We start from the raw sequence: 26,033 nt of genomic DNA on the forward strand, positions 1-26,033 counted from the left end.
CCCCTCGGGCCCAGCCCCAGGCACGCGAACAGCAGCACCTGCCAGGCGCTGCCGGCGGCGAACAGCGGCCGGAACAGCAGGCCGACCAGGATGATGCCCACGGTGGCCAGGATCATCGCCCGGCGCCGACCGCTTCGGCCGGCGCGCCTGGTACGGCATGTTCCCGCAGCTGGGCGCGCCGCTGGGCTTCCTGTGCTCGACCGCGGTGTTCCTGGCGCTGGCCCACTTCCTGGACGAGCGCCAGTTCATGGGCTGGGGCTGGCGGGTGCCCCTCCTGGCCAGCGCGGCGCTGGTGCTGCTGGGGCTGTGGGTGCGCCTGCGCATCACCGAGACCCCGGCCTTCCGGCGCACCCTAGAGCGGCAGGAGCGCGAGCGGCTGCCCATGGCCACGGTGCTACGCCGGCACCCGGGCACGCTGGTGGCCGGCACCCTGGCGCTGATGGCCACCTTCGTCCTGTTCTACCTGATGACGGTGTTCGCACTGAGCTGGGGCACCAGCGCCCTGGGCTACGGCCGCCAGGAGTTCCTGCTGCTGCAGATGCTGGGCGTGCTGTGCTTCGCCGCCACCATCCCGCTGGCGGCGATGTACGCCGACCGCTTCGGCCGGCGCCGGGCGATGATCCTGGCCACCGTGGGCATCATCCTGTTCGGCCTGCTGTTCCGGCCGCTGTTCGCCGCCGGCAGCGCCTGGCAGGTGCTGCTGTTCCTGTGCCTGGGGCTGGGCCTGATGGGCCTGACCTACGGACCGTGCGGCACCATCCTGGCGGAGATGTTCCCCACGCCGGTGCGCTACACCGGTGCCTCGCTGGCCTTCAACCTGGCCGGGATCCTGGGCGCCTCCCCGGCGCCGTACATCGCCACCCGACTGGCCGGCAGCCATGGCATCGGCGCGGTGGGCCTGTACCTGGCCGGCATGGCGGTGCTCACCCTGCTGGCGCTGCTGGCGGTGCCGCGCCAGCCGGTGGACTGAGGGCCGGGCGCGGCGACTGGCGCCGCGCCGCGCCCGGCCTCAGCGGAACAGCCGCTTGAGCGTGCGCGCCAGCCAGCCGCCCTGCTGGTGCACGCGCGCGAACTGGTCAAGGTGCCTGCGCACCTGCTCGGAATAGGCCTTGTCGTCGTTGCGGATGTGGTTGAACAGCCAGCGCGAGAGCATGCCCTTGAGCTCGTCCACCACGTCCTCGCCCGCCTGGAAGCGCATGCGGTACTCGTTCACACGCTTGGTGAACACCTCGTGCACGCGTCTGTGCGCGGCGCTGAACGGGTAGCCGGCCTCCTCCATCAGCTCCTCCTCGAAGGCGAAGTGGGAGAGGGTGTAGTCGACCAGTTCGTCGAGCACCTCGCCCACCACCAGGTCCGAGGAGCCGGTCTGCGCCTGGTGCAGCTGGTTGATCATGTGCACGATCCGGCGGTGCTGGTCGTCGATGACCTCGATGCCGGTGTTGAGATCGTCTTGCCAGAGCAGCAGGGCCATGGTGCGAGCCTGTCCTGTGAACCCGGTCCCAGCGTATGGCCGGGACGCGGGCGGTGCTTTGATCGTGATCAACAACGCCGGACGGCTCAGCCGAACAGGCGCCTGAGCGTGCGGTTCATCCAGCTGCCGCCCTCCTGCTCGCGCGTCAGCCGTGCCAGGTGCTGGCGCACCAGTTCCGCATAGGCCTTGTCGTCGTTGCGGATGTGGTTGAACAGCCACACCACCAGCATCTCGCGCAGCTCGCCGATCACGTCCTCGCCGGCGCGGTGGCGTTCCTGGTAGCGCGCCACGCGGCGGGCGAACATCTCGTGCACGCGCTTGTGCGCCTCGCTGAGCGGATAGCCGGCCGCGGCCATCAGCTCCTCCTCGAAGGCGAAGTGGGAGAGGGTGTAGTCGACCAGTTCGCTGAACACCTCGTCCAGCCGCTCGGGCGTGCCCTCGGCGAGCCGGTTGATCATCGCCACGATGCGGCGGTGCTGCTGGTCGATGACGGCGATGCCGGGTCGTGCTCGTCCCGCCCGACGATGGCGTGCGCCATGCCTTCCTCCCCCCCTGGGTGCGCGGATGGGCGGAGGCTAGGCAGGCGCCGGCGGGCCGGCTTTGATCCTGATCAAGTCAGGGCACGGCCAGGGCCCCGGCGTCCTGGCGGGCGGCGGCGGGACCGGCCTGGGCGACCACCCGGTTGCGGCCGCCGGCCTTGGCCCGGGAGAGACGGCGGTCGGCCTCGGCCAGCAGGCGGTGCAGGCTGTCGTCCGTGCCGGCCTGGCAGGCGCCGATGCTGATCGTCACCCGCAGGTCGCCGTCCTCCACCGGGATGCGCAGCGCCTCCACGCGCCGCCGCAGCGCCTCCAGGTGGCTGCCCAGGGCGGCGTCGTCCAGGCCGGCCACCAGCAGGCAGAATTCCTCGCCGCCGAAGCGGGCGGCCAGGTCCTGGGGCCGCGCGTGCGCGGCCAGGGCGTTGGCCACCGCGCGCAGGGCGCGGTCGCCGGTCTCGTGACCCCAGGTGTCGTTGATGCGCTTGAAGTGGTCCAGGTCGAGCATGACCATGGCCAGCGGCTGGCGCAGGTCGCGCATGCGCGCCACCTGGCGCTCGGCCTGGTCGAGGAAGTGGCGGCGGTTGGGCAGGCCGGTGAGGTAGTCGCGGGTGGCCAGGTCCTGCAGGCTGCCGATCAGCTCCAGCTGGTCCACGTTCTGCGACACCCGGCAGAAGAACTCCTCGCGCGAGTACGGCTTGCGCAGGAAGTCGTTGGCGCCGTTCTTGAGGAAGCGGGCCACCAGCGCCGGATCGTCGCGCCCGGACACGCCGATCACCGCCATGCGGTCGCGTGCGCGCACCGCGCGCAGGCGCCGGGTCAGCTCGATGCCCTGCATGCCGGGCATCTCCTGGTCCACGATGGCCAGGCGGATGGTCGGGTCGGATTCCACCGCGGCCATGGCGTGGTCGCCGTCCGGTACGGTCACCACGCGGTAGCCGTACATCTCCAGCAGCGCACCGGCCTGCGCCCGCGCGGTGGGAGAGTCGTCCACCACCAGCGCGCTGATGCGGCGGTTGCGCTCCAGGCGCTGCACCAGCCAGACCAGGTAGTCCAGGCTGCCGGGCGTGTCCTTGAGCACGAAGTCGATGATCTGCCGGCCCAGCAGGCGTTCGCGCAGGGCCTCGTCGTAGACGCCGCTGACCACCACGGTGGGCAGGGCGCGGCGCAGGAACAGGTCCACCACCCTGTCGCCCTCGCCGTCGGCCAGCACCAGGCCGGTGAGGGCCAGGAACCAGTCGTTGTGGCGCTCCAGGGCGGCGCGGGCCTCGGCCAGGGTGGCGGCCTGGGTGACCGGCAGGCACAGCTTCTGTTCGATGGCCTGGGCCACGGCCTGCATGAAGGCGCGCGAGTCCCCCAGCAGCAGGACGCGCTGCGGCAGCGGGGAAGGCGGGGGCAGCGGCAGCGGAGCGTACATGGCCATGGAGGTGAGGCTCCGTGGCGGTAACGGCCGCCGGCCCGGGAACTTTAGCGGCCGGCCTGCGCCGGGGACAGTGTCACCACAGCGCGTCGCGCAGTTTGTACCAGGACATGGCCAGCACCAGCAGCGGCGTGCGCAGCAGGCGGCCGCCGGGGAAGGGCGCGTGCGGGATGCGGGCGAACAGGTCCAGGCGCTCGGCCTGGCCGCGGATGGCCTGGGCGATCACCTGGCCGGCCAGGCCGGTCAGGGCCACGCCGTGGCCGGAGAAACCCTGGGCGAAGTACACGTTGGGCGCCAGCCGGCCCCAGTGCGGGGCGCGGTTGAGCGAGATGTCCACGTAGCCGCCCCACAGGTACTCGATCGGCACGTCGGCCAGCTGCGGGAACACGGTGCGGATGCGCCGGCGCATCACCCCGCGCAGGTTGGGCGGTGGCAGGCTGGAGTAGCTGGCGCGGCCGCCGAACAGCAGGCGGTGGTCGCGGGACAGCCGGAAGTAGTCCAGCGCCCAGTTCACGTCGGCCACGGCCATGTTGTTGCCGATCAGCGCCCGGGCCCGTGCCTCGCCCAGCGGCGCGGTGGCGGCGATGTAGGTGCCCACCGGCATCACCCGCGACTCCAGTTCCGGGGCGATGCCGCGCAGCCAGGCGTTGCCGGCCAGCACGGCGAAATCGGCCTCCGCCTCGCCGCGGGCGGTGCGCAGGCGCGGGCGGCGGCCGTGCACCAGCGCGGTCACCCGCGAACCCTCGTAGATGCGCACGCCGGCGGCCAGCGCCGCGCGCGCCAGTCCGTAGGCGTATTCCAGCGGGTGCAGGTGGCCGCTGTTGGCGTCGTACACCGCGCCCAGGTAGCGGTCGCTGGCCAGCACCTGGCGCAGGCGCGCGCGGTCCCACCATTCCAGCGGGTAGCCGTAGCGGCCGGCCATCTCCTCCACGTAGGCGCGCAGGGCGCGCTCCTGGCGCGGCCTGATCGGCACGTGGGCGTGGCCGGCCTGCCAGTCGCAGGCGATGGCGTGGCGGGCGATGCGCGCGCGCAGCAGGTCCAGGGCCTCGCGCGAGAGGGCGAACAGCACCCGCGCCTGGTCCGGGCCCCGCAGGCCCTCGAGCGTGTCCATCTCGCAGGCGTAGCCGACGATGGCCTGGCCGCCGTTGCGGCCGGAGGCCCCCCAGCCCACGCGCTCGGCCTCCAGCACCACCACCCGGTAGCCGGCCCCGGCCAGCTCCAGGGCGGCGCTCAGGCCGGTGTAGCCGGCGCCGAGGATGCACACGTCGGCCTCGGTCCGGCCCTCCAGCACCGGCTGTTCCGGCAGGGGCGCGGCGCTGGCGGCGTACCAGCCCGCCGGGTGCGTCCTGCTGCTCATACCGTGCGCAGGTACCAGGCGTAGTCCAGGTCGGTGACCTGGGCGTGGAAGTCGAGCATCTCGCGGCGCTTCTGCTGGCCGTAGACGTGGCGGAACTGTTCGCCGTACCACTCGGCGGCGAAGCCGCTGGCCAGGAAGTCCTCGATCGCCCCGGGCCAGGACGGCTGCTGCGCCGGGAACTGCGCGTAGGCGTTGCCGGCCACCGGCGGGCCCGGGTCCAGGCGCCGCTCGATGCCGTCCAGCATCCCGGCCAGCACCGCCGCGGCGACCAGGTAGGGGTTGGCGTCGGCGCCGGCGATGCGGTGCTCGATGCGGGTGTTGGCCGCGTCGCTGTGCGGGATGCGCATGGCCACGGTGCGGTTGTTGAAGCCCCAGCTGTCGTTGAGCGGGACGAAGGCGTTGGCCACGAAGCGGCGGTAGCTGTTGGCGTGCGGGGCGAACAGCAGCAGGTTGTCGCGCGCGCTGGCCTGCAGTCCGGCCACGGCGTGGCGCAGCGCGTCGGCCGGCCGCTCCGGGGTGCAGGCGAACACATTGTGGCCGTCCGCGTCCAGCAGGCTCACGTGCAGGTGCAGGCCGCTGCCGGCCTGGCCGGTGAGCGGCTTGGCCATGAAGCTGGCCAGCGCGCCCTGCTGGCGGGCGACGGCCTTGACCACGCGCTTGAGCAGCACCGCGTCGTCGCAGGCGGCGATGGCGTCGGCGCGGTGGTGCAGGTTGATCTCGAACTGGCCGGGCGCGTACTCGGCCACCGCGGTGTCGGCGGGGATGCGCTGGGCACGGCAGGCCCCGGCCACGCCCTGGATGAAGGCGGCATTGGCGTCCAGGTCGTCGATGGAATAGACCTGCGTGCTGGCGGTGCGCTGGCCGCTGGCCGGATCGGGCAGGGTCTGCGGGCGGCCGTCGGGACCGGGCAGGCGGTCGAACAGGTAGAACTCCAGCTCCACCGCCACCACCGGGGTCAGGCCGCGGGCGCGGTAGCGCTCCAGCACCCGGGCCAGCACCTGGCGCGGATGCACCGCCCACAGGCCGCCGGCGCCGTCCTCCATGGCCAGCAGCAGCTGCAGGGCCGGGCGCGGCGACCACGGCACCGGGCGCAGGGTGCCGGGGATGGGCCGGCAGATCCGGTCCTCGTCGCCGATGGCATAACCCAGGCTGGTTTCCTCCACGGTATTGCCGTTGATGTCGGCGGCCACCAGCGACATCGGCAGGCAAATTCCGCCGGCATAGACCTTCTCCAGCGCCTGGGCCGCCACCCGCTTGCCACGCAGCACGCCGTTGGTGTCCGGCAGCAGCAGGTCCACGTGGGCCTGCTCGTGGCCGGGCAGGGCGCGCAGGGTCTCCAGGTCCTCGGGCGGCAGCGCGGACGGGGCGGGTACGCGGTTCATCGCGGGCCTCGGCAGGGTGTCCCGGGCAGCTTAACAGCCCATTTCCGTCAAGAATACTCAACGCCCCCGTTTTCCGGTGCCCGAATGGTGCGGGTGTGGGGAATCGGGCGGGTATTCGTGTTGTAAAAATAAAACGGCCGGAGTAAGTTGCCGGAAAGCCATCGGGACGTTCCACGCATGGCCCTTCCGCCCCTCGTCGGCCTGCCGACCGACTGCAAACAGCTCGGCCAGCACCCTTTCCTCGCCGTGGGCGGGAAATACGTGCGTGCCGTGGTGGACGGCGCCGGGGTCACGCCCGTGCTGCTGCCCACCCTGGTGCCGCCACTGCCGGCCGAGGACTGGCTGGCGCGGCTGGACGGGCTGGTGCTGACCGGGGCCACCAGCAACATCGAGCCGCACCATTACGGCCAGCAGAGCTGGGAGGGCAACCCGCACGACCCGGCGCGCGACGCGACCACCCTGGGCCTGGTGCCGCAGGCGGTGGCGATGGGCCTGCCGGTGCTGGCCATCTGCCGCGGCTTCCAGGAGGTCAACGTGGCCTTCGGCGGCACCCTGCACCAGAAGGTGCACGAGGTGCCCGGCCTGGCCGACCACCGCGAGGATCCGGACGATCCGCTGGAGGTGCAGTACGGGCCGGCGCACGACCTGGAGCTGGTGCCCGGCGGCCTGCTGGCGCGCATCGCCGGCGGTACCCGGGTGCGGGTCAATTCGGTGCACGGCCAGGGCGTGGACCGGCTGGGCGCCGGGCTGAAGGTGGAGGCCACCGCCCCGGACGGGCTGGTGGAGGCCTTCGCCGGCGAGGGCCCCGGCTTCCTGCTGGGGGTGCAGTGGCATCCCGAATGGCGGGTGACAGAGAACCCGTTCTACCTGGGCATTTTCCGTGCCTTCGGCGAAGCCTGCCGCCAGTACGCGGCGCGGCGCGCCGGGCGCGCGCTGCCGGGACGGGCCGCATGACGCAGGAGGCACGCATGAGTCGAAGTACACCGACGCGCAGACGCCGGACCGCCAGCGTGGATCCGCCGGAAAGCTCGCTGCGGCGCTGGCTCAAGGAGCGGCGCATCACCGAGGTCGAGTGCCTGGTGCCGGACATCACCGGCAATGCGCGCGGCAAGATCATCCCCGCCGACAAGTTCTCCCACGACTACGGCACCCGCCTGCCGGAAGGCATCTTCGCCACCACCGTCACCGGCGACTACCCGGACGACTACGACGAGCTGATCTCGCCCTCGGACTCGGACATGCTGCTGCGCCCGGACCCGGCCACCGTGCGCATGGTGCCCTGGGCCACCGACCCGACCGCGCAGATCATCCACGACTGCTACACCAAGGACGGCCGGCCGCACGAACTGGCCCCGCGCAACGTGCTGCGCCGGGTGCTGGCCGAATACGAGGCGGTGGGGCTGCAGCCGGTGGTGGCGCCGGAGCTGGAATTCTTCCTGGTGCAGAAGAACACCGACCCGGACTTCCCGCTGCTGCCGCCGGCCGGACGCTCCGGCCGCCCGGAAACGGCGCGGCAGTCGTACTCGATCGACGCGGTCAACGAGTTCGACCCGATCCTGGACCTGATGTACGACTACTGCGAGGCCATGGAGCTGGACGTGGACACCCTGATCCACGAGTCCGGCGCCGCGCAGCTGGAGGTCAACTTCGTCCATGCCGACGCGATGTCGCGCGCCGACCACGTGTTCCTGTTCAAGCGGACCATGCGCGAGGCGGCCCTGCGCCACGGCGTGTACGCCACCTTCCTGGCCAAGCCGATGGAGAACGAACCCGGCAGCGCCATGCACATCCACCAGAGCCTGGTGGACCGCAAGGGCCGCAACGTGTTCTCCGGCCGCTCCTCGACCGAGCACAGCCAGGTGTTCATGCATTACCTGGGCGGCCTGCAGAAGTACGTGCCGATGGCGATGGCGTTCTTCGCGCCCAACGTCAATTCCTACCGCCGGCTGATGTTCGGCGAGGTCTCGCCGATCAACGTGCATTGGGGCTACGACAACCGCACCTGCGGCCTGCGCGTGCCGATGGACACGCCGGAGAACACCCGGGTGGAGAGCCGCTTCGCCGGCTCGGACGCCAACCCGTACCTGGCCATGGCCGCGACCCTGGCCTGCGGCCTGCTGGGCATCCGCGAGAAACTGCAGCCGACCCCGCCGATGACCCGCAGCGCCCAGGAGGCCGGCTTCGCCCTGCCGCGCTCGCTGGGCGAGGCGCTGGACGAGCTGGAGGGCTGCCGCGCGCTGCACGAGCTGCTGGGGCCGCGCTTCGTGCGCGCCTACGTCTCGGTCAAGCGCAAGGAATACGAGACCTTCTTCCGTGTGATCAGTTCGTGGGAGCGCGAGTTCCTGCTGCTGAACGTCTGAGGGCGCCGGCGGTCCGGCGCGGAGCCAGAGGGGGAGCCAACGAGCGGTATGGACATCCGGGAACTGCAGCGGCTCGACGCCGCCCACCACCTGCATCCGTTCAACGACAACGCCGCCCTGGCCAGGCGTGGCACCCGCATCCTGACCCGCGGCGAGGGCTGCTACGTCTGGGACGCGGAGGGCAACAGGCTGCTGGACGCCTTCGCCGGCCTGTGGTGCGTGAACATCGGCTACGGCCGCCGCGAGCTGGCCGAGGCGGCAGCCCGGCAGATGGAGCAGCTGGCCTACTACAACAGCTTCTTCCAGTGCACCACCGAGCCGACCATCCGCCTGGCCGCCAAGCTGGCCGAGCTGGCGCCGGGGGACATCAACCACGCCTTCTTCGTCAACTCCGGCTCGGAGGCCAACGACACCATCTTCCGCCTGGTCCGCCACTTCTGGGCGGTGCAGGGCAAGCCGGAGAAGAAGGCCTTCATCGCCCGCCACAACGGCTACCACGGCACCACCGTGGCAGGCGCCAGCCTGGGCGGCATGAAGGCCATGCACGGGCAGGGCGGGCTGCCGATCCCGGACATCCACCACATCGACCCGCCGTACTGGTTCGGCGACGGCGGCGACATGGACGAGGACGAGTACGGCCTGCTGGCCGCGCGCCGGCTGGAGGACAGGATCCTGGAACTGGGGCCGGACAGGGTGGCGGCCTTCATCGGCGAGCCGATCATGGGGGCCATCGGCGTGTACATCCCGCCGCGGACCTACTGGCCCGAGGTGGAGCGGATCTGCCGCAAGTACGACGTGCTGCTGGTGGCCGACGAGGTGATCTGCGGCTTCGGCCGCACCGGGCAGTGGTTCGGCAGCCAGTACTTCGGCTTCCAGCCGGACGTGATGCCGGTGGCCAAGGGCATCACCTCCGGCTACATCCCGCTGGGCGCGGCCCTGTTCAGCGACCGGGTGGCGCGGGTGCTCAGGGAGGCCGGCGGCGAGCTGGCCCACGGGGCCACCTATTCCGGGCACCCGGTGTGCGCGGCGGTGGCCCTGGAGAACCTGCGGATCATGGAGGAGGAGCGCATCGTCGAGCGCGCCCGCGAGGAGATCGCCCCGTACCTGGCCCGACGCTGGGCCGAGCTGGGCGAGCACCGCCTGGTCGGCCAGGCCCGCATCGCCGGCCTGGTGGGGGCCCTGGAGCTGGTCCCGGACAAGCCACGCCGGAGCTTCTTCCCCGACCGTGGCCGGGTCGGCGCCCTGTGCCGGGACATCGCCCTGCGCAACGGCCTGATCCTGCGGGCCACCTGGGACACCATGCTGCTGTCCCCGCCGCTGGTGATCACCCCCGGGCAGGTGGACGAGCTGTTCGAGAAGGCCTGGAAGACGCTCAACGAGACCGCCGCCGAGCTGGGCAAATGACCCCGGCGGCGGTACCCTGCGCCGCATCCATCCACCCCCTCCGAGGACCCGACATGAAGCTGCACCTGTTGACCCTGTGCATCGCCGGAACCCTGCTGGCCGCCTGCGGCGGCGACCGGGAAGCGGCCTCCGCCGACGCCGGCGGCGAGGAGAAGGTGCTCAATGTCTACAACTACTCGGACTACATCGCCGAGGACACCATCCCGAACTTCGAGAAGCAGACCGGGATCCGGGTGACCTACGACGTCTACGACAGCGACGAGATCCTGGAGACCAAGCTGCTGGCCGGCTCCAGCGGCTACGACGTGGTGGTGCCGACCCTGAACTTCTTCGGCCGGCAGATCCAGGCCGGCGTGTTCATGCCGCTGGACAAGTCCAAGATCCCGAACCTGGCCAACGTGGACCCGGCCATCATGGAGCGCATCGCCATCCAGGACCCGGGCAACAAGTACGGCGTGCCGTACATGATGGGCACCACCGGCATCGGCTACAACGTGGACAGGATCACCGAGATCTTCGGCTCCACCGAGGTCGCCAGCAGCTGGGACATCGTCTTCAAGGTCGAGAACATCAGCAAGCTCAAGGATTGCGGCGTGACCCTGCTGGACACCCCGGCGGACATGATCCCGATCGCGCTGCACTACCTGGGCGAGGACCCGCACAGCAGCGACCCGGCCACCCTGCAGAAGGCCGCCGACCTGCTCAAGACCATCCGTCCGTACGTGCAGAACTTCCACTCCAGCCAGTACGTGACCTCGCTGGCCAACGGCAGCACCTGCCTGGCGGTGGGCTGGTCGGGCGACATCATCCAGGCCCGCGACCGCGCCGAGGAGGCCGGCAACGGCGTCAAGGTGGCCTACTCCATCCCGAAGGAGGGCGCGCCGCAGTGGTTCGACATGCTGGCCATCCCGGCCGATGCCAGGCACCCGGACAACGCCCACGCCTTCATCAACTACCTGCTCGACCCGCAGGTGGCGGCCAACAACACCAACTACATCCAGTACGCCAACCCGGTGAAGGCGGCCACCCCGCTGGTGGACGAGGAGATCCGTAACGATCCGACCATCTACCCGTCGGAGGAGGTCGCGGCCAAGATGTTCACCTACGCGGTCAACTCGCCGGAGACCGACAAGCTCTACACGCGGCTCTGGACCGAGATCAAGACCGGCCGCTGAGCCGGCCACGGTGGCGCCGGCCCACGCGGCCGGCGCCGCGCACCAGGGGGAGAGGGATGCCGCCGGCACGGCGGCAGCGCGGCACCAGGGGAGGGAAGCGGCACGACCAGGGCCCGCCGGCAGGCGGGGCCATGACAACCTGACAGCCCGCGGGGCGAACGAAGGGGGAAGCGTACGATGGCGACGTGGAATCCGAGGTTGGGGGGGCTGGCGCTGGCGGTGCTGGCGCTGGGCGGGTGCGGTGGCAGGGACGCGCAGGAAGGCGGGGGCGGCCAGGACGGCGGAGCAGGGGAGCTCCACGTCTACAACTGGTCCGACTACATCGCCGAGGACATCGTCCCGGGGTTCGAGCGCCAGACCGGGATCCGGGTCAACTACGCGGTGTTCGACAGCAACGAGGTGCTGGAGGCCAAGCTGCTGGCCGGCTCCACCGGCTTCGACGTGGTGGTGCCCTCCCTGCAGTTCCTCGGCCGGCAGATCCAGGCCGGCGTGTTCCAGCCGCTGGACAGGGCCCGGCTGGAGAACTACGCCAACCTGGACCCGGAGCTGATGCGGCGCATCGCCGTCCAGGACCCCGACAACCGCTACGGCGTCCCCTACCTGTGGGGCACCACCGGCCTGGGCTACAACGTGGACAAGGTGGCCGAGGCCTTCGGCGACACCGCCATCACCGGCACCTGGGACCTGCTGTTCAAGCCGGAGAACGTCAGCCGGCTGAAGGACTGCGGGGTGATGATGCTGGACACCCCCTCCGAGGTGGTGCCGATCGTCCTCAACTACCTGGGCGAGGACCCCAACAGCCAGGACCCGGCGGTGATCCGCAAGGCCGGCGAGGTGCTCAAGGCCATCCGCCCCTACGTGCGCACCTTCCACTCCTCCCAGTACATCGACGCCCTGGCCAACGGCAGCGTCTGCCTGGCCCTGGGCTGGTCCGGCGACGTGCTGCAGGCCCGCGACCGGGCCCGAGAGGCCGGCAACGGGGTCAACGTGGCCTACTCGATCCCGCGGGAGGGCGCCCCGCTGTTCGTGGACATGCTGGCCATTCCCAAGGACGCCCGGAACGTCGACAATGCCTACGCCTTCATCGACTACCTGTTGCGTCCGGACGTGGCGGCGGCCAACACCAACCATGTGAGCTTTCCCAACCCGGTGGCGTCCGCGCTGCCGCTGGTGGACGAGGCCATCCGCAACGATCCGACGATCTACCCGCCCCCGGAGGTGGCCGCCAAGCTGTTCACCCTGGCGATCGTCCCTCCGGAGGTGGACCGGCAGTACACCCGGCTCTGGACCGAGCTGAAGACCGGGCACTAGGGAGGATGCGGGCCGGACCGCGGGGCGGTCCGGCCGTTTTCACTGCGGAGAACCCATGGCGGCGAGCAACGAGCGCGCGAATCCCCCACCGGCCGGAGACGGCAACGACCGCTACCTGCGCATCGAGGGCCTGCGCAAGGAGTTCGACGGCTTCGTGGCCGTGGACGACGTCACCCTGGACATCCGCAGGGGCGAGATCTTCGCCCTGCTGGGCGGCTCCGGCAGCGGCAAGTCCACCCTGCTGCGCTGCCTGGCCGGGTTCGAGCGGCCCACCAGGGGCCGGATCATCCTGGACGGGGAACTGATGAACGACCTGCCGCCCTACGAGCGGCCGATCAACATGATGTTCCAGTCCTACGCCCTGTTCCCGCACATGACCGTGGAGCAGAACATCGCCTTCGGGCTGAAGCAGGACGGGCTGTCCAGGGACGCCATCCGCAAGCGGGTGGGGGAGATGCTGGAGCTGGTGCAGCTGGGCAAGCTGGCCAAGCGCAAGCCGCACCAGCTCTCCGGCGGCCAGCAGCAGCGCGTGGCCCTGGCCCGCTCGCTGGCCAAGGGCCCCAAGCTGCTGCTGCTGGACGAGCCGATGGGCGCGCTGGACAAGAAGCTGCGCTCGCACATGCAGCTGGAGCTGGTCAACATCATCGAGTCCTCCGGGGTGACCTGCGTGATGGTCACCCACGACCAGGAGGAGGCCATGACCATGGCCACCCGCATCGCGCTGATGGACCAGGGCTGGATCCAGCAGGTCGGCAAGCCCGACGAGATCTACGAGCAGCCGGCCAACCGCTTCGCCGCCGAGTTCATCGGCTCGGTCAACCTGATCGACGCGGTGATCGACGAGGACGAGCCGGACTACGTGACCCTGCGCACCGGGGCCTTCGAGGCGCCGATCTACGTCGGCCATGGCATCACCGGCTTCACCGGCCAGGAGGTGTCCTTCGCCCTGCGCCCGGAGAAGCTGGGCATCGGCAAGGCCGAGCCGGAGCAGCCGTACAACAAGGCCCGTGGTGTGATCGAGGACATCGCCTACTTCGGCAGCCACTCGGTCTACCACGTGCGCCTGCCCAGCGGCTTCAAGCTGATGGCCAACTTCACCAACCAGCAGCGCTGGGCCAGCGAGGCCCTGACCTGGGGCGACGAGGTCTGGCTGTGGTGGCGCGACAACGACGGCGTGGTGCTGACCTCATGAAGCCCGGGGCCTGGAAAAGGTGGCTGCCCTCGGGCCGCTGGCTGGTGATCGCGGTCCCGTTCCTGTGGCTGGTGCTCTTCTTCGCGATCCCGTTCCTGATCGTGCTGAAGATCTCCTTCTCGCACCTGGCCATCGCCATGCCGCCGTACACCCCGATCCTGGAGTACGTCGACAACGCGCTGCACCTGCGCCTGAACCTGGGCAACTACACGGCCCTGTTCAGCGACGCGCAGTACGGCCTGGCGTACCTCAGCTCGATCCGCATCGCCGCGGTGTCCACGGTGCTGTGCCTGCTGATCGGCTACCCGATGGCATATTTCATCGCGCGGATGTCGCCCTCGGCGCGCAACATCGCCCTGATGGCGGTGGTGCTGCCGTCGTGGACCTCGTTCCTGATCCGCGTGTACGCCTGGATCGGCATCCTCGACACCAACGGCCTGCTCAACCGCTTCCTGATGTGGCTGGGCGTGATCGATGCGCCGCTGCGCATCCTCTACACCCCGCTGGCGGCCTACATCGGTATCGTCTACTGCTACCTGCCATTCATGGTGCTGCCGCTGTACGCCAACCTGGTCAAGCTCGACCACCGCCTGCTGGAGGCGGCCTACGACCTGGGCGCGCGGCCCTGGCAGGCGTTCCTGCGCATCACCCTGCCGCTGTCGCGCTCGGGCATCATCGCCGGCTGCATGCTGGTGATGATCCCGGCGGTGGGCGAGTTCGTGATCCCGGAGATGCTGGGCGGCCCGGACACGCTGATGATCGGCCGGGTGCTGTGGGGCGAGTTCTTCAACAACCGCGACTGGCCGGCCGCCTCGGCGGTGGCCATCGTGATGCTGCTGCTGCTGGTGGTGCCGATCCTCGTCTTCAACCGCTACCAGCAGAAGGAACTGGAGGGCCGGCTGACATGAACGACGGGCCGGGCATGCGCCTGCTGCGCTGGGCGGTGCTGGTGGCGGGCTTCGCCTTCCTGTACCTGCCCATCGTTCTGCTGGTGGTCTACTCGTTCAATTCCTCGCGCCTGGCCACGGTCTGGGCCGGCTTCTCGGTGAAGTGGTACGGGGAGCTGATGCGCGACCGGCAGATGCTGGACGCGGCCTGGGTGAGCCTGCGCATCGCCTTCTGGACCGCCACCGCGGCCACCGTGATCGGCACCCTGGGCGCGATGGTGATGACCCGCTTCCGGCGCTTCCCCGGCAAGACCCTGTTCGGCGCGCTGATCACCGCGCCGCTGGTGATGCCGGAGGTGATCATCGGTCTGTCCATCCTGCTGATGCTGGTGTCGGTGGGCGCCATGTTCGGCATCCCGTCCAAGGGCATGGTCGCCATCTGGATCGCGCACGTGACCCTGACCGTGTCCTTCGTGACCGTGGTGGTGTCCTCGCGCCTGCAGGAACTGGACAAGTCGCTGGAGGAGGCGGCCATGGATCTGGGCGCCAACCGGCTGAAGGTGTTCTTCCTGATCACCCTGCCGATCATCGCCCCGGCGCTGGTGTCCGGCTGGCTGCTGGCCTTCACCCTGTCGCTGGACGACGTGGTCATCGCCAGCTTCGTCGCCGGCCCGGAGTCCACGACCCTGCCGATCAAGGTGTTCTCCTCGGTGCGCCTGGGCATCAGCCCCAAGATCAACGCCCTGGCCACGCTGCTGATCATGGCCGTGTCGCTGGCCGCGGTGGTCGGCTGGTGGCTGATGTACCGCGACGACAAGCGCCGCCGCCGCGACATGCAGATGGCGATGCAGGAGAACGGCTAGCTCCGTTCCAGTCACGGCCTGGTTTGGTGGCGGATTCGGTGAATCGTTCCGTGTGTGCAACGGTCCGGGCGGCCGCGGGCGCTTACATCCGGCCGTCCGCGCCCCCATGCTGGCCGCACACGCCGATTCCGAGGTTCCCATGAGCGCCATCGATCCCCGCAGTCCCGCCCGTGTCGTGCGCAAGGTGCGCGGCCACGCCACCTCCGACGGTGCCGGCGTGCGCCTGACCCGCGTCATCGGCGGCCCCGAGCTGCCGGACCTGGATCCGTTCCTGCTGCTGGACGAGTTCGGCACCGATCGGCCGGAGGACTACATCGCCGGCTTCCCGGACCATCCGCACCGTGGCTTCGAGACCGTCACCTACATGCTCGACGGCCGCATGCGCCACCGTGACAACCACGGCCACGAGGGCCTGCTCACCCCCGGCAGCGTGCAATGGATGACCGCCGGGCGCGGCCTGGTGCACTCGGAGATGCCCGAGCAGGAGTCCGGGCGCATGCGCGGCTTCCAGCTGTGGGTGAACCTGCCGGCGAAGGACAAGATGACCGCGCCGCGCTACCAGGAATTCGCCCCGGACCGGATCCCGCAGCTGCGCCCGGCGCCGGGCGTGGAGGTGAAGGTGATCGCCGGCCGGGTCGGCGATACCGCCGGGCCGATCCGCCAGCCGGCCACCGAGCCGCTGTACCTGGACGTGGCGCTGGCGCCCGGCGCCGCCTGGGAGCACGCGCTGCCGGAGGGCCACAACGCCTTCGCCTACGTCTACGAGGGTGCGGCCACGGTGGGCGAGGGTGCCGACGCCCGCGTGCTGGAGGCGCACGAGATGGGCGTACTGGGCGGCGGCCCGCGCCTGCGCCTGCACGCCGGCGACGGCCCCGCGCGCCTGATCCTGGTCGGCGGGCGGCCGCTGCGCGAGCCGGTGGCCCGCTACGGTCCGTTCGTGATGAACACCCGGCAGGAGCTGATGCAGGCCTTCGTGGACTACCAGGAGGGCCGCTTCTGAAGGATCGGTGCGGCCGGCGCCCGTGCGTCGGCCGCACCGCCGGTGCCCGTCAGCGGAAGGCCAGGTGCTCGGCCACGTTCATGGCCTGGCGCAACTGCAGCCGGTCCGGGGCGTCGATCCAGATCTGGGCGTAGTAGTCGTCGTCCAGCTCGACCACGGTGACGCGCCGCTCGCCGCCGGCGGCCGTGGCCACCTCGGGCCGGTACCAGTGCACCTCGCGGCCGGCGATCACCGCCTCCTCCTCGCGGTTGCGGCGCCGCGGGTTGAGCGTCGGCTTGCTGGTCAGCATCACGCCGAAGACCTGGCGGCCCTCGGGATCGACCGCGCGGCAGACGCGGAAGCCGTTGCCGGGCTGGACGTCCCACTGCAGCCCCGAATCCGGCGGCAGCTGCGGACAGGCCTGTTGCGCGGACGCGGCCAGCGGCAACAGGGCCAGAAGGAAGGTTGCGATCGTGGCTTTGCTCATCGTGCAGACACCTCCGCGGGCCGTTGCGGGCCCGGTTGAAGACTGACCAATGGCATGGAGGCGCCTTCCCCCAAGGCAGGCGGGCGCTCCCCATCGCCGCCGGCGCGGCCGCCGGCCGCGCGTTCCCTCTGGCGCCGCGCGAGGCGGCACTGCTCCCGCCCGGGGACCATAACGGCATCCGCCCGGCGGAGCAACGCCACTCAGAAGCGGCGCTGGAATCCGAACCGCTGGCGGCGGCCGTCCGCCTGGACCTGGACCTCGACCCGCAGCTCGTCGCGCGGGGCGACGGCCACCACGCCCACGTGGTCGTGATAGCCGTCGCTGTCGATCCGGCGCAGGACCACCTCCTGTACCCGCCCGGACAGGTCGCGCACCCGGGCCTGGACCTGGCCCTCGGCCGCCTCCTCGCCGTCGGGGCCGGGACGGCGCAGGGCCACCAGCAGCATGGCACTGCCTTCCTCGCGGGCGATGCCGTAGCGGCGGGCCATGGCCGCGTCCAGGGCCAGGGTGGGCACCAGGGTATAACGGGCCAGCAGCGGGCCTTCCAGCTCGGCCACGCCGGGCTCGGGCGGGACGAACTGCGCGGCCTGCGGGGCGGGGCCGCCGCAGCCGGCCAGGGCGGCCAGCAGGACGAGGGCGGACAGGCGGACGGGCGTGCTCATGCGCGGGCCAGTTCCTCGCCGCGCACCCGCGCGGCATGCACGGCGGCGGCGACCAGCTCCTGGAAGCCGCCGCGCTGGAAGGTCTCGATCGCGGCCTGGGTGGTGCCCCCGGGGGAGGTGACCCGGCGGCGCAGCTCGGCCGCCGGTTCGGCGCTCTCGGCCAGCATGCGGCCGGCGCCCAGCAGGGTCTGCACCACCAGCGTGCGCGCGTCCTCCGCCGGCAGGCCCTCGGCCTCGGCCGCGGCCTGCATGGCCTCGGCCAGCAGGAACACGTAGGCCGGGCCGCTGCCGGAGACGGCGGTGACCGCGTCCATCAGCCGCTCCTCGGCCACCCACACGGTGTGCCCGGCCGCGTCCAGCAGCGCCTGGGCGCGGGCGCGCTGGGCCGCGTCCACCGCCGGATCGGCGTACAGGCCGGTCACACCGGCGCCGAGCAGGGCGGGGGTGTTGGGCATGCAGCGCACCACCGGCAGGCCGCCGCCCAGCCACTGCTGGATCCGCGCCACCGGGATGCCGGCGGCGATGGACACCACCAGCGGCCGCGCCGCCTGGGCCTGCGCGGCCAGCGGCTCGCACAGCTGCCGCATCACCTGCGGCTTGACCGCCAGCAGCCACAGGTCGGCGCCGGCCACGGCGTCCCCGGCGCGCGCGAAGGTGCGCACACCGAAGTCGGCCTCCAGTGCCCGGCGCAGCGCCTCCACCGGTTCGGCCACCTGCACCCGGGACATGTCCAGGCCGCGGGCGGCCAGGCCACCGATCAGGCTGCGTGCCATGTTGCCGCCGCCGAGGAAGGCGATGCGGCCAAGGGACGGGTTGGACGGCGGGATGGACATGCGCGGCTCCTCGGGTTGCGGGACGGCTAGCCGGACTGGCGCGGCGGGCGCGGGCCGAACAGTGCGGTGCCGATGCGCACCAGGGTGGCGCCCTCGGCGATGGCCACGGGGAAATCGTCGCTCATGCCCATGGACAGGGTGTCCACGGTCCGGTAGCGCGCGGCCAGCCCGTCGAACAGCGCCTTCATCCGGCGGAAGGCCGGGCGCCGCTGCTCCGGGTCCGGGTGCGGCACCGGGATGGACATCAACCCGCGCAGCACCAGCGCCGGCTCGGCGGCCACCTGCGCGGCCAGGGCCTCCACCGCCTCCGGCGCGCAGCCGGACTTGCCGGCCTCGTGCTCCACGTTGACCTGCAGCAGCACGTTGAGCGGGCGTGCCGGGTCGCGGTGTCTGGCCAGGGCGGTGACGACGGAGGGGCGGTCCACGCTGTGCACCCAGTCGAAGGTGCGCGCCGCCTGGGCGGCCTTGTTGGACTGCAGGTGGCCGACCAGGTGCCATTCCAGGCCGGGCAGGGTGGCCTCCAGCGCGGCGCGCTTGGCCATGCCCTCCTGCACATAGTTCTCGCCGAAGGCGGCCTGGCCGGCCGCGGCCAGGGCGGCCACCGCCTCGGTGGGCTGCATCTTGGACACGGCCAGCAGCGCTGGCGGCTCGCGGCCGGCCGCGGCGGCGGCCGCGCGGATGCGTTCCAGAACCTGGTGCAGGCGTTCGGCGGGGGCGGTGGGGGTGGTCACGGCGGTCGGATCGGGCAGGATTGGCGGTGGCGTCCGGGGCGCTATACTGCCGCCAGGGGGCCTATCCGTACCAGCCTGCTCCGCCGGGCACTCAGGGGAAATCACCAGATGGACATCGCCGAACTGCTGGCCTTCTCGGTCAAGAACAAGGCTTCGGACCTGCACCTGTCGGCAGGCCTTCCCCCCATGATCCGCGTGGACGGCGACGTCCGCCGGATCAACATCCCGGCACTGGACCACAAGCAGGTGCATGCGCTGGTGTACGACATCATGTCGGACAAGCAGCGCCGCGACTACGAGGAGTTCCTCGAAGTCGACTTCTCCTTCGAGATCCCGTCGCTGGCCCGCTTCCGTGTCAACGCGTTCAACCAGAACCGCGGCGCGGCGGCGGTGTTCCGCACCATTCCCTCCGAGGTCCTGACCCTGGAGGACCTCGGCTGCCCGCCGATCTTCCGCGAGCTGATCCAGCAGCCGCAGGGCCTGATCCTGGTCACCGGCCCGACCGGCTCGGGCAAGTCGACCACGCTGGCGGCGATGATCGACCACATCAACAAGAACGAGTACGGGCACATCCTCACCGTCGAGGACCCGATCGAGTTCGTCCACACCTCGCAGAAGTGCCTGATCAACCAGCGCGAGGTGCACCGCGACACGCACGGCTTCAACGAGGCGCTGCGCTCGGCGCTGCGCGAGGACCCGGACTACATCCTGGTCGGCGAAATGCGCGACCTGGAGACCATCCGCCTGGCGCTGACCGCCGCGGAGACCGGCCACTTGGTGTTCGGCACCCTGCACACCAGCTCGGCGGCCAAGACCATCGACCGCATCATCGACGTGTTCCCCGCCGGCGAGAAGCCGATGGTGCGCTCGATGCTGTCCGAATCGCTGCGTGCGGTGATCTCGCAGGCGCTGCTGAAGAAGGTCGGCGGCGGCCGCACCGCGGCCTGGGAGATCATGGTCGGCACCCCGGCCATCCGCAACCTGATCCGCGAGGACAAGGTCGCGCAGATGTACTCGGCCATCCAGACCGGCCAGCAGTACGGCATGATGACCCTCGACCAGCACCTGCAGGACCTGGTCAAGCGTGGCCTGGTGACCCGCCAGCAGGCCAGGGAGTACGCCAAGGACAAGCGGCTGTTCGAATGATGGCCGGATAACGGCCGGATAACGGCCGGCCAAGGCCAGGGAGCCTCCAATGAGCACCATCGACTTCACCTCCTTCCTCAAGCTGATGGCGCACCAGAAGGCGTCGGACCTGTTCATCACCGCGGGCATGCCCCCGGCGATGAAGGTCCACGGCAAGATCACGCCGATCACGCAGACGCCGCTGACGCCGCAGCAGAGCCGGGATCTGGTGCTCAACGTGATGACGCCGGCCCAGCGCGAGGAGTTCGAGAAGACCCACGAGTGCAACTTCGCCATCGGCGTGGCGGGCGTGGGCCGCTTCCGCGTGTCGGCCTTCTACCAGCGCAACCAGGTCGGCATGGTCCTGCGCCGGATCGAGACCCGGATCCCGACGGTCGAGGAGCTGAACCTGCCGCCGATCATCAAGACGCTGGCGATGACCAAGCGCGGCATCATCATCTTCGTCGGCGCCACCGGCACCGGCAAGTCGACCTCGCTGGCGGCGATGATCGGCTACCGCAACCAGAACTCGACCGGCCACATCATCACCATCGAGGACCCGATCGAGTTCGTGCACAAGCACGAGGGCTGCATCATCACCCAGCGCGAGGTCGGCATCGACACCGACAGCTGGGAGGCGGCGCTGAAGAACACCCTGCGCCAGGCCCCGGACGTGATCATGATCGGCGAGGTGCGCACCCGCGAGGGCATGGACCACGCGATCGCCTTCGCCGAGACCGGCCATCTGGTGCTGTGCACCCTGCACGCCAACAACGCCAACCAGGCGCTGGACCGCATCATCAACTTCTTCCCGGAGGACCGCCGCCAGCAGCTGCTGATGGACCTGTCGCTGAACCTGAAGGCGATCGTGGCCCAGCAGCTGGTGCCGACCCCGGACGGCAAGGGCCGGCGCGTGGCCCTGGAGATCCTGCTGGGCACGCCGCTGGTGCAGGACTACATCCGCGACGGCGAGATCCACAAGCTCAAGGAGGTCATGAAGGAGTCGACCAACCTGGGCATGAAGACCTTCGACCAGAGCCTGTTCGAGCTGTACCAGGCCGGCGAGATCTCCTACGAGGACGCGCTGCGCTACGCCGACTCGCAGAACGAGGTGCGCCTGCGCATCAAGCTGTCCCAGGGTGGCGATGCCCGCACCCTGGCCCAGGGCCTGGACGGCGTGGAGATCGCCGAGACCCGCTGAGGGCCGCGCCGCGCGCGGCCGGGTGTTCCCGGATGCACGGCGGGCGGGGGCTGGTGTCTAATACGCGCCCCCACGCGTTCCGCCTGCTCCCCCCATGAGCTTCACCGAACCGGACCTCCGGCCCGGGCAGGATCCTCTGCCCGGGGACGGCACCGTCGTCACCGCCGGTCCGTTGACCCCGCCGCCGGACTCGGCCGGCACCCCGGCCGACGACCGCACCTTCCACCACACCGTGGCCGAGGACGTGCAGGGCATGGTCCTGGCGACCCTGGTCGCGGCCCTGGGCATGTCCCTGTTCGCCGAGGGCGGAGTGATGATCGGCGGCATGGCCGGCCTGTCCCTGCTGCTGCACTACGCCTTCGGCTGGAACTTCGGCCTGGTGTTCGTGCTGTCCAACCTGCCGTTCTACTGGATCGCGGTGCGGCGCATGGGCTGGGAGTTCACCCTCAAGACCTTCGTGGCGGTGGGCGCGGTCGGCCTGGCCACCGACCTGCTGCCGCGCTGGCTGGACTACGCGCGGGTGGACACGCTGTTCTCGGCGCTGGTGGGCGGCGCACTGTGCGGCCTGGGCATCCTGTTCTTCATCCGCCACCGCGCCAGCCTCGGCGGCCTGGGCATCCTGGCCGTGTACCTGCAGCGCGAGCGCGGCTGGAGCGCCGGCAAGGTGCAGCTGGCCTTCGATGCGGTGCTGATGGCCGTGGCTTTCCTGGTGCTCAGTCCGGACAAGGTCCTGTACTCGGCCGCCGGCGCGGTGGTGCTGAGCCTGGTGCTGATGTTCAACCACCGGCCCAACCGCTACATGGGCGTCTGAGGCCCGCCAGTGCGCCGGGCGCCGGCGCGGTGAAGCCGCAGGCGCCGCCGCGAGGCTAGAATGCCCGCATGTCTTCCAGCCCCGACACCCTGGCCGGCCAGCTCCTGATCGCGCTGCCGGCGCTGGCCGATCCGAGCTTCGCCCGGACCGTGGCCCTGGTCTGCCAGCACGACGAGGGCGGCGCCATGGGCGTGGTGGTCAACCGCGCCTCCGAGTACACCCTGGGCCAGGTGCTGGCGCAGATGGGCATCGAGGGCGCCGATCCGGCGCTGTGCGCGCAGGCCGTGCTCAACGGCGGGCCGGTGCACCGCGAGCGCGGCTTCGTGATCCACGACGGCGCCCCGCGCTGGGATTCCAGCCTGCAGGTCAACCAGGACCTGTGCCTGACCACCTCGCGCGACATCCTCGAGGCCATGGCCGCCGGCGAGGGGCCGGCGCACGCGCTGGTGGCGCTGGGCTGCGCCGGGTGGGGAGAGGGCCAGCTGGAGGCCGAGCTGGGCGAGAACACCTGGCTGACCGTACCGGCCGACGCCGAGCTGCTGTTCGACCTGCCGCTGGAGCGCCGCTGGCAGGCCGCGGCCGGGCGCATCGGCGTGGACCTGTTCCGGATGACCGACTACAGCGGCCATGTCTGAGCCGGCCGCGCCCGCCTCCCACCCTCCGCCCGATGCCATCGTGCTGGGCTTCGACGTCGGCACCCGCCGCATCGGCGTGGCCGTGGGCAGCGCCCTGGGCGGCGCGCGCGCGGTGGCGATGGTGGACGTGCACGCAGGGGGCCCGGACTGGCAGGCGATCGACCGCCTGCACGCCGAGTGGCGCCCGCGCGGCCTGGGGGTGGGTGACCCGATGACCCTGGACGGCGGCGACCAGCCGATCCGCCGCCGCGCACGCGCCTTCGCCCGCGAGCTGCGCGCCCGCTACGGGCGGCCGGGGGGGATGGTGGACGAGCGCGCCAGCTCGATCGAGGCCGCGCAGCGCTTCGCCCGCGAGCGCGCCGCCGGCAGCCGCCGCCGCCGCGATGCCGAGGTGCTGGACGCGGTCGCCGCGGCGTTGATCATCGAGCGCTGGCTGGAAGCGCCGGAGGACGCCACTCCGGCGTGAACGCCCCCCGTTTCCCTTCCATCCGAGCCACGCGCCACCCCGCACGAAAGCCACGACGCCCATGACCACCGCCCAGACCGCCCAGTTCCATCCCGATGGCCGCCTGCGCCACCTGCTGACCCTGGAAGGCGTGCCGCGCCAGACGCTGCTGCACCTGCTCGACCGCGCCGGCCAGATCCGCGACGCCGCGGTCGGGCGGGTGAGCCGCCGCGAGGTGCTGGCCGGCACCGCGGTGTGCACCCTGTTCTTCGAGCCGTCCACCCGGACCCGCAGCTCGTTCCAGCTGGCGGCCATGCGTCTGGGCGCGGACGTGCTCAACTTCGACGCCTCCACCTCCTCCACCCGCAAGGGCGAGACCGCGCGCGACACCCTCAAGAACCTGGAGGCGATGGGCGTGCGCGGCTTCATCGTGCGCCACCCGGACGACGGGGCGGTGGCGGCGCTGGCCGCCGAGGCGGGCGAGGGCACCGCGCTGGTCAACGCCGGCGACGGCCGCAACGCCCATCCCACCCAGGGCCTGCTGGACATGCTGACCCTGCGCCAGGCCAAGGGCGCGGACTTCTCGAAGCTGAAGGTGCTGATCGTCGGCGACGTGAAGCACTCGCGCGTGGCACGCTCGGACCTGCACGCCCTGCGCACCCTGGGCGCGGGCGAGATCCGCGTGTGCGGTCCGGCCGAGCTGCTGCCGGGGGACGAGGTCACCGCCGGTTGCATCGTCGGCCACGACCTGGACGCGATGCTGGAGGGCGTGGACGCGGTGATGATGCTGCGCCTGCAGCGCGAGCGCATGGAGGAGGGGCTGGTGCCCTCGCTGGAGGCCTACCACGCCCGTTACGGCCTGACCACGCAGCGCCTGCGCCGCGCCGCGCCGGACGCGGCGGTGCTGCACCCCGGCCCGATCAACCGTGGCGTGGAGATGACCGACGAGGTGGCCGACGGCCCGCAGTCGTGGGTGCTGCGCCAGGTCGCCAACGGCGTGGCGGTGCGCATGGCGGTGCTGGAACACCTGCTGGGCTGAGCCGGGGTACCGCCGTGGGGGCGGCGCTCAGCAGTCCAGGCCCGGGTCGAAGCGGATGCCCAGGCCGGCCATGTCCTCCGGCTCGCCGAGCAGGTCCGCGCGCAGCAGCGGCCGCGAGCGCAGCCATTCCCGGTTGAGCCGGAGCCGCAGCCGGTCGTCCTCGGCCTCCAGGGCCAGGGTCGGGATCGGATCGTCGTCGTGGGAGCGGTGCAGCAGCACCGCCAGGCGCAGCAGCGCGGCCTTGCGCCGGGTCGGCAGCAGCAGACGGTCGGGCAGGGTGTCGAAGGCGCGCTTGGGCACGCGGCGGCGGTGGGTGCGCACCAGCGCCGCCAGCACCTGCTGCTCCTGGCGCGAGAAGCCGGCGATGTCGGAGTGCTCCAGCACGTAGGCACCGTGGGTGTGGTAGCCGCTGTGGGCGATGGCCAGGCCCAGCTCGTGCAGCCGCGCCGCCCAGCCGAGCATGCGCGCGTCGTCGTCGTCCAGATGCCAGGCCTGCGCCACCTGGGCGAACATGCGCGCGGCGGTGGCCTCCACCCGCGCGGCCTGGCGCTCGTCGATGCCGTAGCGGGCCATCAACGCCTGCACCGAGGCGTCGCGCGGGTCGTCCGCGCCGCCGCGGCCGAGCATGTCGTAGAGGATGCCCTCGCGCATGGCGGCCTTGCTCACCAGCAGCTTCTCCAGGCCCAGGGCCTGGAAGGCCGCCTCCAGGACCAGGATGCCGCCGGCGATGATCGGGCGGCGCTCGGCCGACAGGCCGGGCAGTTCGATGTCGTCGATGCGGCCGGCGCGCAGCAGCGCCTCGCGCACCCTGGGCAGCGCCTCGGCGGTGATCGCGCCCTTGGTCAACTTCATCGCCGCGCAGATCTCGCCGATGGACTTGTGCGTGCCGGAGGAGCCCAGCGCCTCCTGCCAGCCCAGGGCGCGGTAGCGGCCGGCGAAGTGCTGCAGCTCGGCGGTGATCTCGGTCAGCGCCGCCTGCCATTCCTTCTTCGACAGCTTGCCGCCGGGGAAGAAGCGGCGGGTGCTCGCGATGCAGCCGGCCTGCACGCTCTCGCGCTCGATCGGCTCGAAGCCGCGGCCGATGATGAACTCGGTCGAGCCGCCGCCGATGTCGATCACCAGCCGCAGGTGGCCGGGCTTGGGCGGCTGCGCGTGGGCCACGCCCAGGTAGATCAGGCGCGCCTCCTCGCGGCCGGACACCACCTCGATGGGATGGCCCAGGGCCGCCTCGGCCGGGCCGAGGAAAGCGCGCGGATCGCGCAGCTGGCGCACGGTGTTGGTGGCCAGGGCGCGCACGCTCAGCCGCGGCACGCCGCGCAGGCGCTGGCCGAAGCGGGCCAGGCACTCGAGCGCGCGCTGCTGCGCCTCCGCGGACAGGCCGCCGTTGTCGTCCAGGCCGTCGGCCAGGCGCACGGTCTCGCGCAGGCGGTCGACCACGCGCAGCTGGCCCAGCGTGCGCTGGGCCAGGACCATGTGGAAGCTGTTGGAACCCAGGTCGATCGCGGCCAGCGCGTCGCCGTCCTGGGGTTGCGTATGGTTCCGGGTCTGCTCGGGCATGGCGCATCTTAGCGGATGGGCGGGGCTTGCCGCGCCGGTCCGCTAGGGAAGGTCTGAACAACCCGCTCTGCCGCCCGGATTGCGGCATCGTGGCGCCGGCCTGGCGTCGCTTTCGAGCCGGATTTCGCCCGTGCAGGGCGGTTTTTGGCGGGTTTCCCCGCCTTACGGACGCA

At 71.3% G+C, this 26,033-nt stretch carries 25 protein-coding genes and 1 pseudogene; 16 read left to right on the forward strand and 10 right to left on the reverse strand.

From position 1 onward, the window contains the following. Nucleotides 1-136: 136 nt before the first annotated feature. A pseudogene (locus CR938_RS09235) lies at nt 137-970 on the forward strand (MFS transporter); the annotation flags it as partial. A gap of 39 nt (nt 971-1,009) precedes the next feature. Here CR938_RS09235 and CR938_RS09240 read toward each other — a convergent pair. The 5 genes from CR938_RS09240 to CR938_RS09260 form a co-directional block, all read right to left on the reverse strand. Beyond that, complete coding sequence (locus CR938_RS09240) at nt 1,010-1,471, reverse strand: bacteriohemerythrin (protein WP_162124735.1); 462 nt, start codon at nt 1,469-1,471, stop codon at nt 1,010-1,012. 86 nt (nt 1,472-1,557) lie between these two features. Further along, entirely contained in the window at nt 1,558-1,968 is a 411-nt protein-coding gene (locus tag CR938_RS09245) for a bacteriohemerythrin (protein ID WP_425502431.1), read from the reverse strand. Nucleotides 1,969-2,086: 118 nt separating this feature from the next. Further along, nucleotides 2,087-3,421, reverse strand: coding sequence for a diguanylate cyclase (locus CR938_RS09250; protein ID WP_162124759.1), 1,335 nt, complete (start codon nt 3,419-3,421; stop codon nt 2,087-2,089). Between the two features lie 79 nt (nt 3,422-3,500). Next, a complete protein-coding gene (locus tag CR938_RS09255) occupies nt 3,501-4,781 on the reverse strand; it encodes an NAD(P)/FAD-dependent oxidoreductase (protein ID WP_162124737.1) in 1,281 nt (426 codons plus the stop codon). Further along, the gene (locus CR938_RS09260) at nt 4,778-6,163 is read right to left on the reverse strand and encodes a glutamine synthetase family protein (RefSeq protein ID WP_162124738.1); all 1,386 of its coding nucleotides are present in this window, start codon (nt 6,161-6,163) and stop codon (nt 4,778-4,780) included. The genes CR938_RS09255 and CR938_RS09260 overlap by 4 nt, the downstream gene beginning before the upstream one ends. A gap of 177 nt (nt 6,164-6,340) precedes the next feature. Between CR938_RS09260 and CR938_RS09265 the strand changes: the two genes are divergently transcribed. The 9 genes from CR938_RS09265 to CR938_RS09305 all read left to right on the forward strand — a co-directional run bounded on the left by CR938_RS09265 (nt 6,341) and on the right by CR938_RS09305 (nt 16,355). Further along, nucleotides 6,341-7,117 (forward strand): gamma-glutamyl-gamma-aminobutyrate hydrolase family protein, encoded by a 777-nt coding sequence (locus tag CR938_RS09265; protein ID WP_162124739.1) that lies wholly within the window; start codon nt 6,341-6,343, stop codon nt 7,115-7,117. Next, nucleotides 7,114-8,523: a glutamine synthetase family protein gene (locus tag CR938_RS09270; protein ID WP_162124740.1), complete on the forward strand. Its 1,410-nt coding sequence runs from the start codon at nt 7,114-7,116 to the stop codon at nt 8,521-8,523. Before CR938_RS09265 ends, CR938_RS09270 begins: the two co-directional genes overlap by 4 nt. Before the next feature lie 48 nt (nt 8,524-8,571). Then, on the forward strand, nt 8,572-9,927 hold the full coding sequence (locus tag CR938_RS09275; RefSeq protein WP_162124741.1) for an aspartate aminotransferase family protein: 1,356 nt from the start codon (nt 8,572-8,574) through the stop codon (nt 9,925-9,927). Nucleotides 9,928-9,980: 53 nt separating this feature from the next. After that, nucleotides 9,981-11,102 (forward strand): polyamine ABC transporter substrate-binding protein, encoded by a 1,122-nt coding sequence (locus tag CR938_RS09280; RefSeq protein ID WP_162124742.1) that lies wholly within the window; start codon nt 9,981-9,983, stop codon nt 11,100-11,102. Nucleotides 11,103-11,279: 177 nt separating this feature from the next. Continuing rightward, nucleotides 11,280-12,413, forward strand: coding sequence for a polyamine ABC transporter substrate-binding protein (locus CR938_RS09285; protein WP_162124743.1), 1,134 nt, complete (start codon nt 11,280-11,282; stop codon nt 12,411-12,413). 55 nt (nt 12,414-12,468) lie between these two features. Continuing rightward, complete coding sequence (locus CR938_RS09290) at nt 12,469-13,605, forward strand: ABC transporter ATP-binding protein (RefSeq protein WP_162124744.1); 1,137 nt, start codon at nt 12,469-12,471, stop codon at nt 13,603-13,605. Continuing rightward, the gene (locus CR938_RS09295) at nt 13,602-14,513 is read left to right on the forward strand and encodes an ABC transporter permease subunit (protein WP_162124745.1); all 912 of its coding nucleotides are present in this window, start codon (nt 13,602-13,604) and stop codon (nt 14,511-14,513) included. Before CR938_RS09290 ends, CR938_RS09295 begins: the two co-directional genes overlap by 4 nt. Next, on the forward strand, nt 14,510-15,355 hold the full coding sequence (locus CR938_RS09300) for an ABC transporter permease subunit (RefSeq protein WP_162124746.1): 846 nt from the start codon (nt 14,510-14,512) through the stop codon (nt 15,353-15,355). The genes CR938_RS09295 and CR938_RS09300 overlap by 4 nt, the downstream gene beginning before the upstream one ends. A gap of 139 nt (nt 15,356-15,494) precedes the next feature. Next, nucleotides 15,495-16,355, forward strand: a complete 861-nt coding sequence (locus CR938_RS09305; RefSeq protein ID WP_162124747.1) for a pirin family protein — start codon at nt 15,495-15,497, stop codon at nt 16,353-16,355. Nucleotides 16,356-16,404: 49 nt separating this feature from the next. Here CR938_RS09305 and CR938_RS09310 read toward each other — a convergent pair whose 3' ends face one another. The 4 genes from CR938_RS09310 to CR938_RS09325 form a co-directional block, all read right to left on the reverse strand. Next, nucleotides 16,405-16,821, reverse strand: a complete 417-nt coding sequence (locus CR938_RS09310) for a hypothetical protein (protein ID WP_162124748.1) — start codon at nt 16,819-16,821, stop codon at nt 16,405-16,407. Nucleotides 16,822-17,021: 200 nt separating this feature from the next. Continuing rightward, nucleotides 17,022-17,483, reverse strand: coding sequence for a DUF4426 domain-containing protein (locus CR938_RS09315; RefSeq protein ID WP_162124749.1), 462 nt, complete (start codon nt 17,481-17,483; stop codon nt 17,022-17,024). Next, nucleotides 17,480-18,316, reverse strand: coding sequence for a pyrroline-5-carboxylate reductase (gene proC, locus CR938_RS09320; RefSeq protein WP_162124750.1), 837 nt, complete (start codon nt 18,314-18,316; stop codon nt 17,480-17,482). The genes CR938_RS09315 and proC overlap by 4 nt, the downstream gene beginning before the upstream one ends. Before the next feature lie 26 nt (nt 18,317-18,342). Then, nucleotides 18,343-19,047, reverse strand: a complete 705-nt coding sequence (locus CR938_RS09325) for a YggS family pyridoxal phosphate-dependent enzyme (RefSeq protein WP_162124751.1) — start codon at nt 19,045-19,047, stop codon at nt 18,343-18,345. 108 nt (nt 19,048-19,155) lie between these two features. On the opposite strand from CR938_RS09325, the gene CR938_RS09330 reads away from it, so the two are divergent. From CR938_RS09330 to CR938_RS09355, 6 genes are all read left to right on the forward strand, one after another. After that, nucleotides 19,156-20,193 carry a type IV pilus twitching motility protein PilT gene (locus CR938_RS09330; protein WP_162124752.1) on the forward strand — a complete coding sequence of 346 codons (1,038 nt, stop codon included), beginning with the start codon at nt 19,156-19,158 and terminating at the stop codon, nt 20,191-20,193. A 49-nt stretch (nt 20,194-20,242) separates the two neighbouring features. Then, complete coding sequence (locus CR938_RS09335) at nt 20,243-21,373, forward strand: PilT/PilU family type 4a pilus ATPase (protein WP_162124753.1); 1,131 nt, start codon at nt 20,243-20,245, stop codon at nt 21,371-21,373. A gap of 94 nt (nt 21,374-21,467) precedes the next feature. After that, nucleotides 21,468-22,184, forward strand: coding sequence for a YitT family protein (locus tag CR938_RS09340; RefSeq protein ID WP_162124754.1), 717 nt, complete (start codon nt 21,468-21,470; stop codon nt 22,182-22,184). A gap of 68 nt (nt 22,185-22,252) precedes the next feature. Beyond that, nucleotides 22,253-22,819, forward strand: coding sequence for a YqgE/AlgH family protein (locus tag CR938_RS09345; RefSeq protein WP_162124755.1), 567 nt, complete (start codon nt 22,253-22,255; stop codon nt 22,817-22,819). Further along, nucleotides 22,812-23,285, forward strand: a complete 474-nt coding sequence (gene ruvX / locus CR938_RS09350) for a Holliday junction resolvase RuvX (RefSeq protein WP_162124756.1) — start codon at nt 22,812-22,814, stop codon at nt 23,283-23,285. The genes CR938_RS09345 and ruvX overlap by 8 nt, the downstream gene beginning before the upstream one ends. A gap of 61 nt (nt 23,286-23,346) precedes the next feature. Beyond that, nucleotides 23,347-24,303 carry an aspartate carbamoyltransferase catalytic subunit gene (locus CR938_RS09355; protein ID WP_162124757.1) on the forward strand — a complete coding sequence of 319 codons (957 nt, stop codon included), beginning with the start codon at nt 23,347-23,349 and terminating at the stop codon, nt 24,301-24,303. A 27-nt stretch (nt 24,304-24,330) separates the two neighbouring features. Here CR938_RS09355 and ppx read toward each other — a convergent pair whose 3' ends face one another. Next, a complete protein-coding gene (gene ppx, locus CR938_RS09360) occupies nt 24,331-25,860 on the reverse strand; it encodes an exopolyphosphatase (RefSeq protein WP_162124758.1) in 1,530 nt (509 codons plus the stop codon). Nucleotides 25,861-26,033 lie beyond the last annotated feature (173 nt).

It is taken from the genome of Pseudoxanthomonas taiwanensis, from assembly GCF_010093135.1.
In the GTDB taxonomy this organism is placed as follows: domain Bacteria; phylum Pseudomonadota; class Gammaproteobacteria; order Xanthomonadales; family Xanthomonadaceae; genus Pseudoxanthomonas; species Pseudoxanthomonas taiwanensis.

Excerpts from the sequence above, each read along its gene's own strand:
- CR938_RS09330 (WP_162124752.1), top strand. The coding sequence starts at position 19,156 with ATGGACATCGCCGAACTGCTGGCCTTCTCGGTCAAGAACAAGGCTTCG.
- CR938_RS09240 (WP_162124735.1), bottom strand. The coding sequence starts at position 1,471 with ATGGCCCTGCTGCTCTGGCAAGACGATCTCAACACCGGCATCGAGGTC.
- CR938_RS09265 (WP_162124739.1), top strand. The coding sequence starts at position 6,341 with ATGGCCCTTCCGCCCCTCGTCGGCCTGCCGACCGACTGCAAACAGCTC.
- CR938_RS09295 (WP_162124745.1), top strand. The coding sequence starts at position 13,602 with ATGAAGCCCGGGGCCTGGAAAAGGTGGCTGCCCTCGGGCCGCTGGCTG.
- CR938_RS09280 (WP_162124742.1), top strand. The coding sequence starts at position 9,981 with ATGAAGCTGCACCTGTTGACCCTGTGCATCGCCGGAACCCTGCTGGCC.
- CR938_RS09305 (WP_162124747.1), top strand. The coding sequence starts at position 15,495 with ATGAGCGCCATCGATCCCCGCAGTCCCGCCCGTGTCGTGCGCAAGGTG.
- CR938_RS09285 (WP_162124743.1), top strand. The coding sequence starts at position 11,280 with ATGGCGACGTGGAATCCGAGGTTGGGGGGGCTGGCGCTGGCGGTGCTG.
- CR938_RS09275 (WP_162124741.1), top strand. The coding sequence starts at position 8,572 with ATGGACATCCGGGAACTGCAGCGGCTCGACGCCGCCCACCACCTGCAT.
- CR938_RS09315 (WP_162124749.1), bottom strand. The coding sequence starts at position 17,483 with ATGAGCACGCCCGTCCGCCTGTCCGCCCTCGTCCTGCTGGCCGCCCTG.
- CR938_RS09250 (WP_162124759.1), bottom strand. The coding sequence starts at position 3,421 with ATGTACGCTCCGCTGCCGCTGCCCCCGCCTTCCCCGCTGCCGCAGCGC.
- proC (WP_162124750.1), bottom strand. The coding sequence starts at position 18,316 with ATGTCCATCCCGCCGTCCAACCCGTCCCTTGGCCGCATCGCCTTCCTC.
- ruvX (WP_162124756.1), top strand. The coding sequence starts at position 22,812 with ATGTCTGAGCCGGCCGCGCCCGCCTCCCACCCTCCGCCCGATGCCATC.
- CR938_RS09255 (WP_162124737.1), bottom strand. The coding sequence starts at position 4,781 with ATGAGCAGCAGGACGCACCCGGCGGGCTGGTACGCCGCCAGCGCCGCG.
- CR938_RS09345 (WP_162124755.1), top strand. The coding sequence starts at position 22,253 with ATGTCTTCCAGCCCCGACACCCTGGCCGGCCAGCTCCTGATCGCGCTG.
- CR938_RS09355 (WP_162124757.1), top strand. The coding sequence starts at position 23,347 with ATGACCACCGCCCAGACCGCCCAGTTCCATCCCGATGGCCGCCTGCGC.
- CR938_RS09340 (WP_162124754.1), top strand. The coding sequence starts at position 21,468 with ATGAGCTTCACCGAACCGGACCTCCGGCCCGGGCAGGATCCTCTGCCC.
- CR938_RS09270 (WP_162124740.1), top strand. The coding sequence starts at position 7,114 with ATGACGCAGGAGGCACGCATGAGTCGAAGTACACCGACGCGCAGACGC.
- ppx (WP_162124758.1), bottom strand. The coding sequence starts at position 25,860 with ATGCCCGAGCAGACCCGGAACCATACGCAACCCCAGGACGGCGACGCG.
- CR938_RS09300 (WP_162124746.1), top strand. The coding sequence starts at position 14,510 with ATGAACGACGGGCCGGGCATGCGCCTGCTGCGCTGGGCGGTGCTGGTG.
- CR938_RS09310 (WP_162124748.1), bottom strand. The coding sequence starts at position 16,821 with ATGAGCAAAGCCACGATCGCAACCTTCCTTCTGGCCCTGTTGCCGCTG.
- CR938_RS09260 (WP_162124738.1), bottom strand. The coding sequence starts at position 6,163 with ATGAACCGCGTACCCGCCCCGTCCGCGCTGCCGCCCGAGGACCTGGAG.
- CR938_RS09290 (WP_162124744.1), top strand. The coding sequence starts at position 12,469 with ATGGCGGCGAGCAACGAGCGCGCGAATCCCCCACCGGCCGGAGACGGC.
- CR938_RS09335 (WP_162124753.1), top strand. The coding sequence starts at position 20,243 with ATGAGCACCATCGACTTCACCTCCTTCCTCAAGCTGATGGCGCACCAG.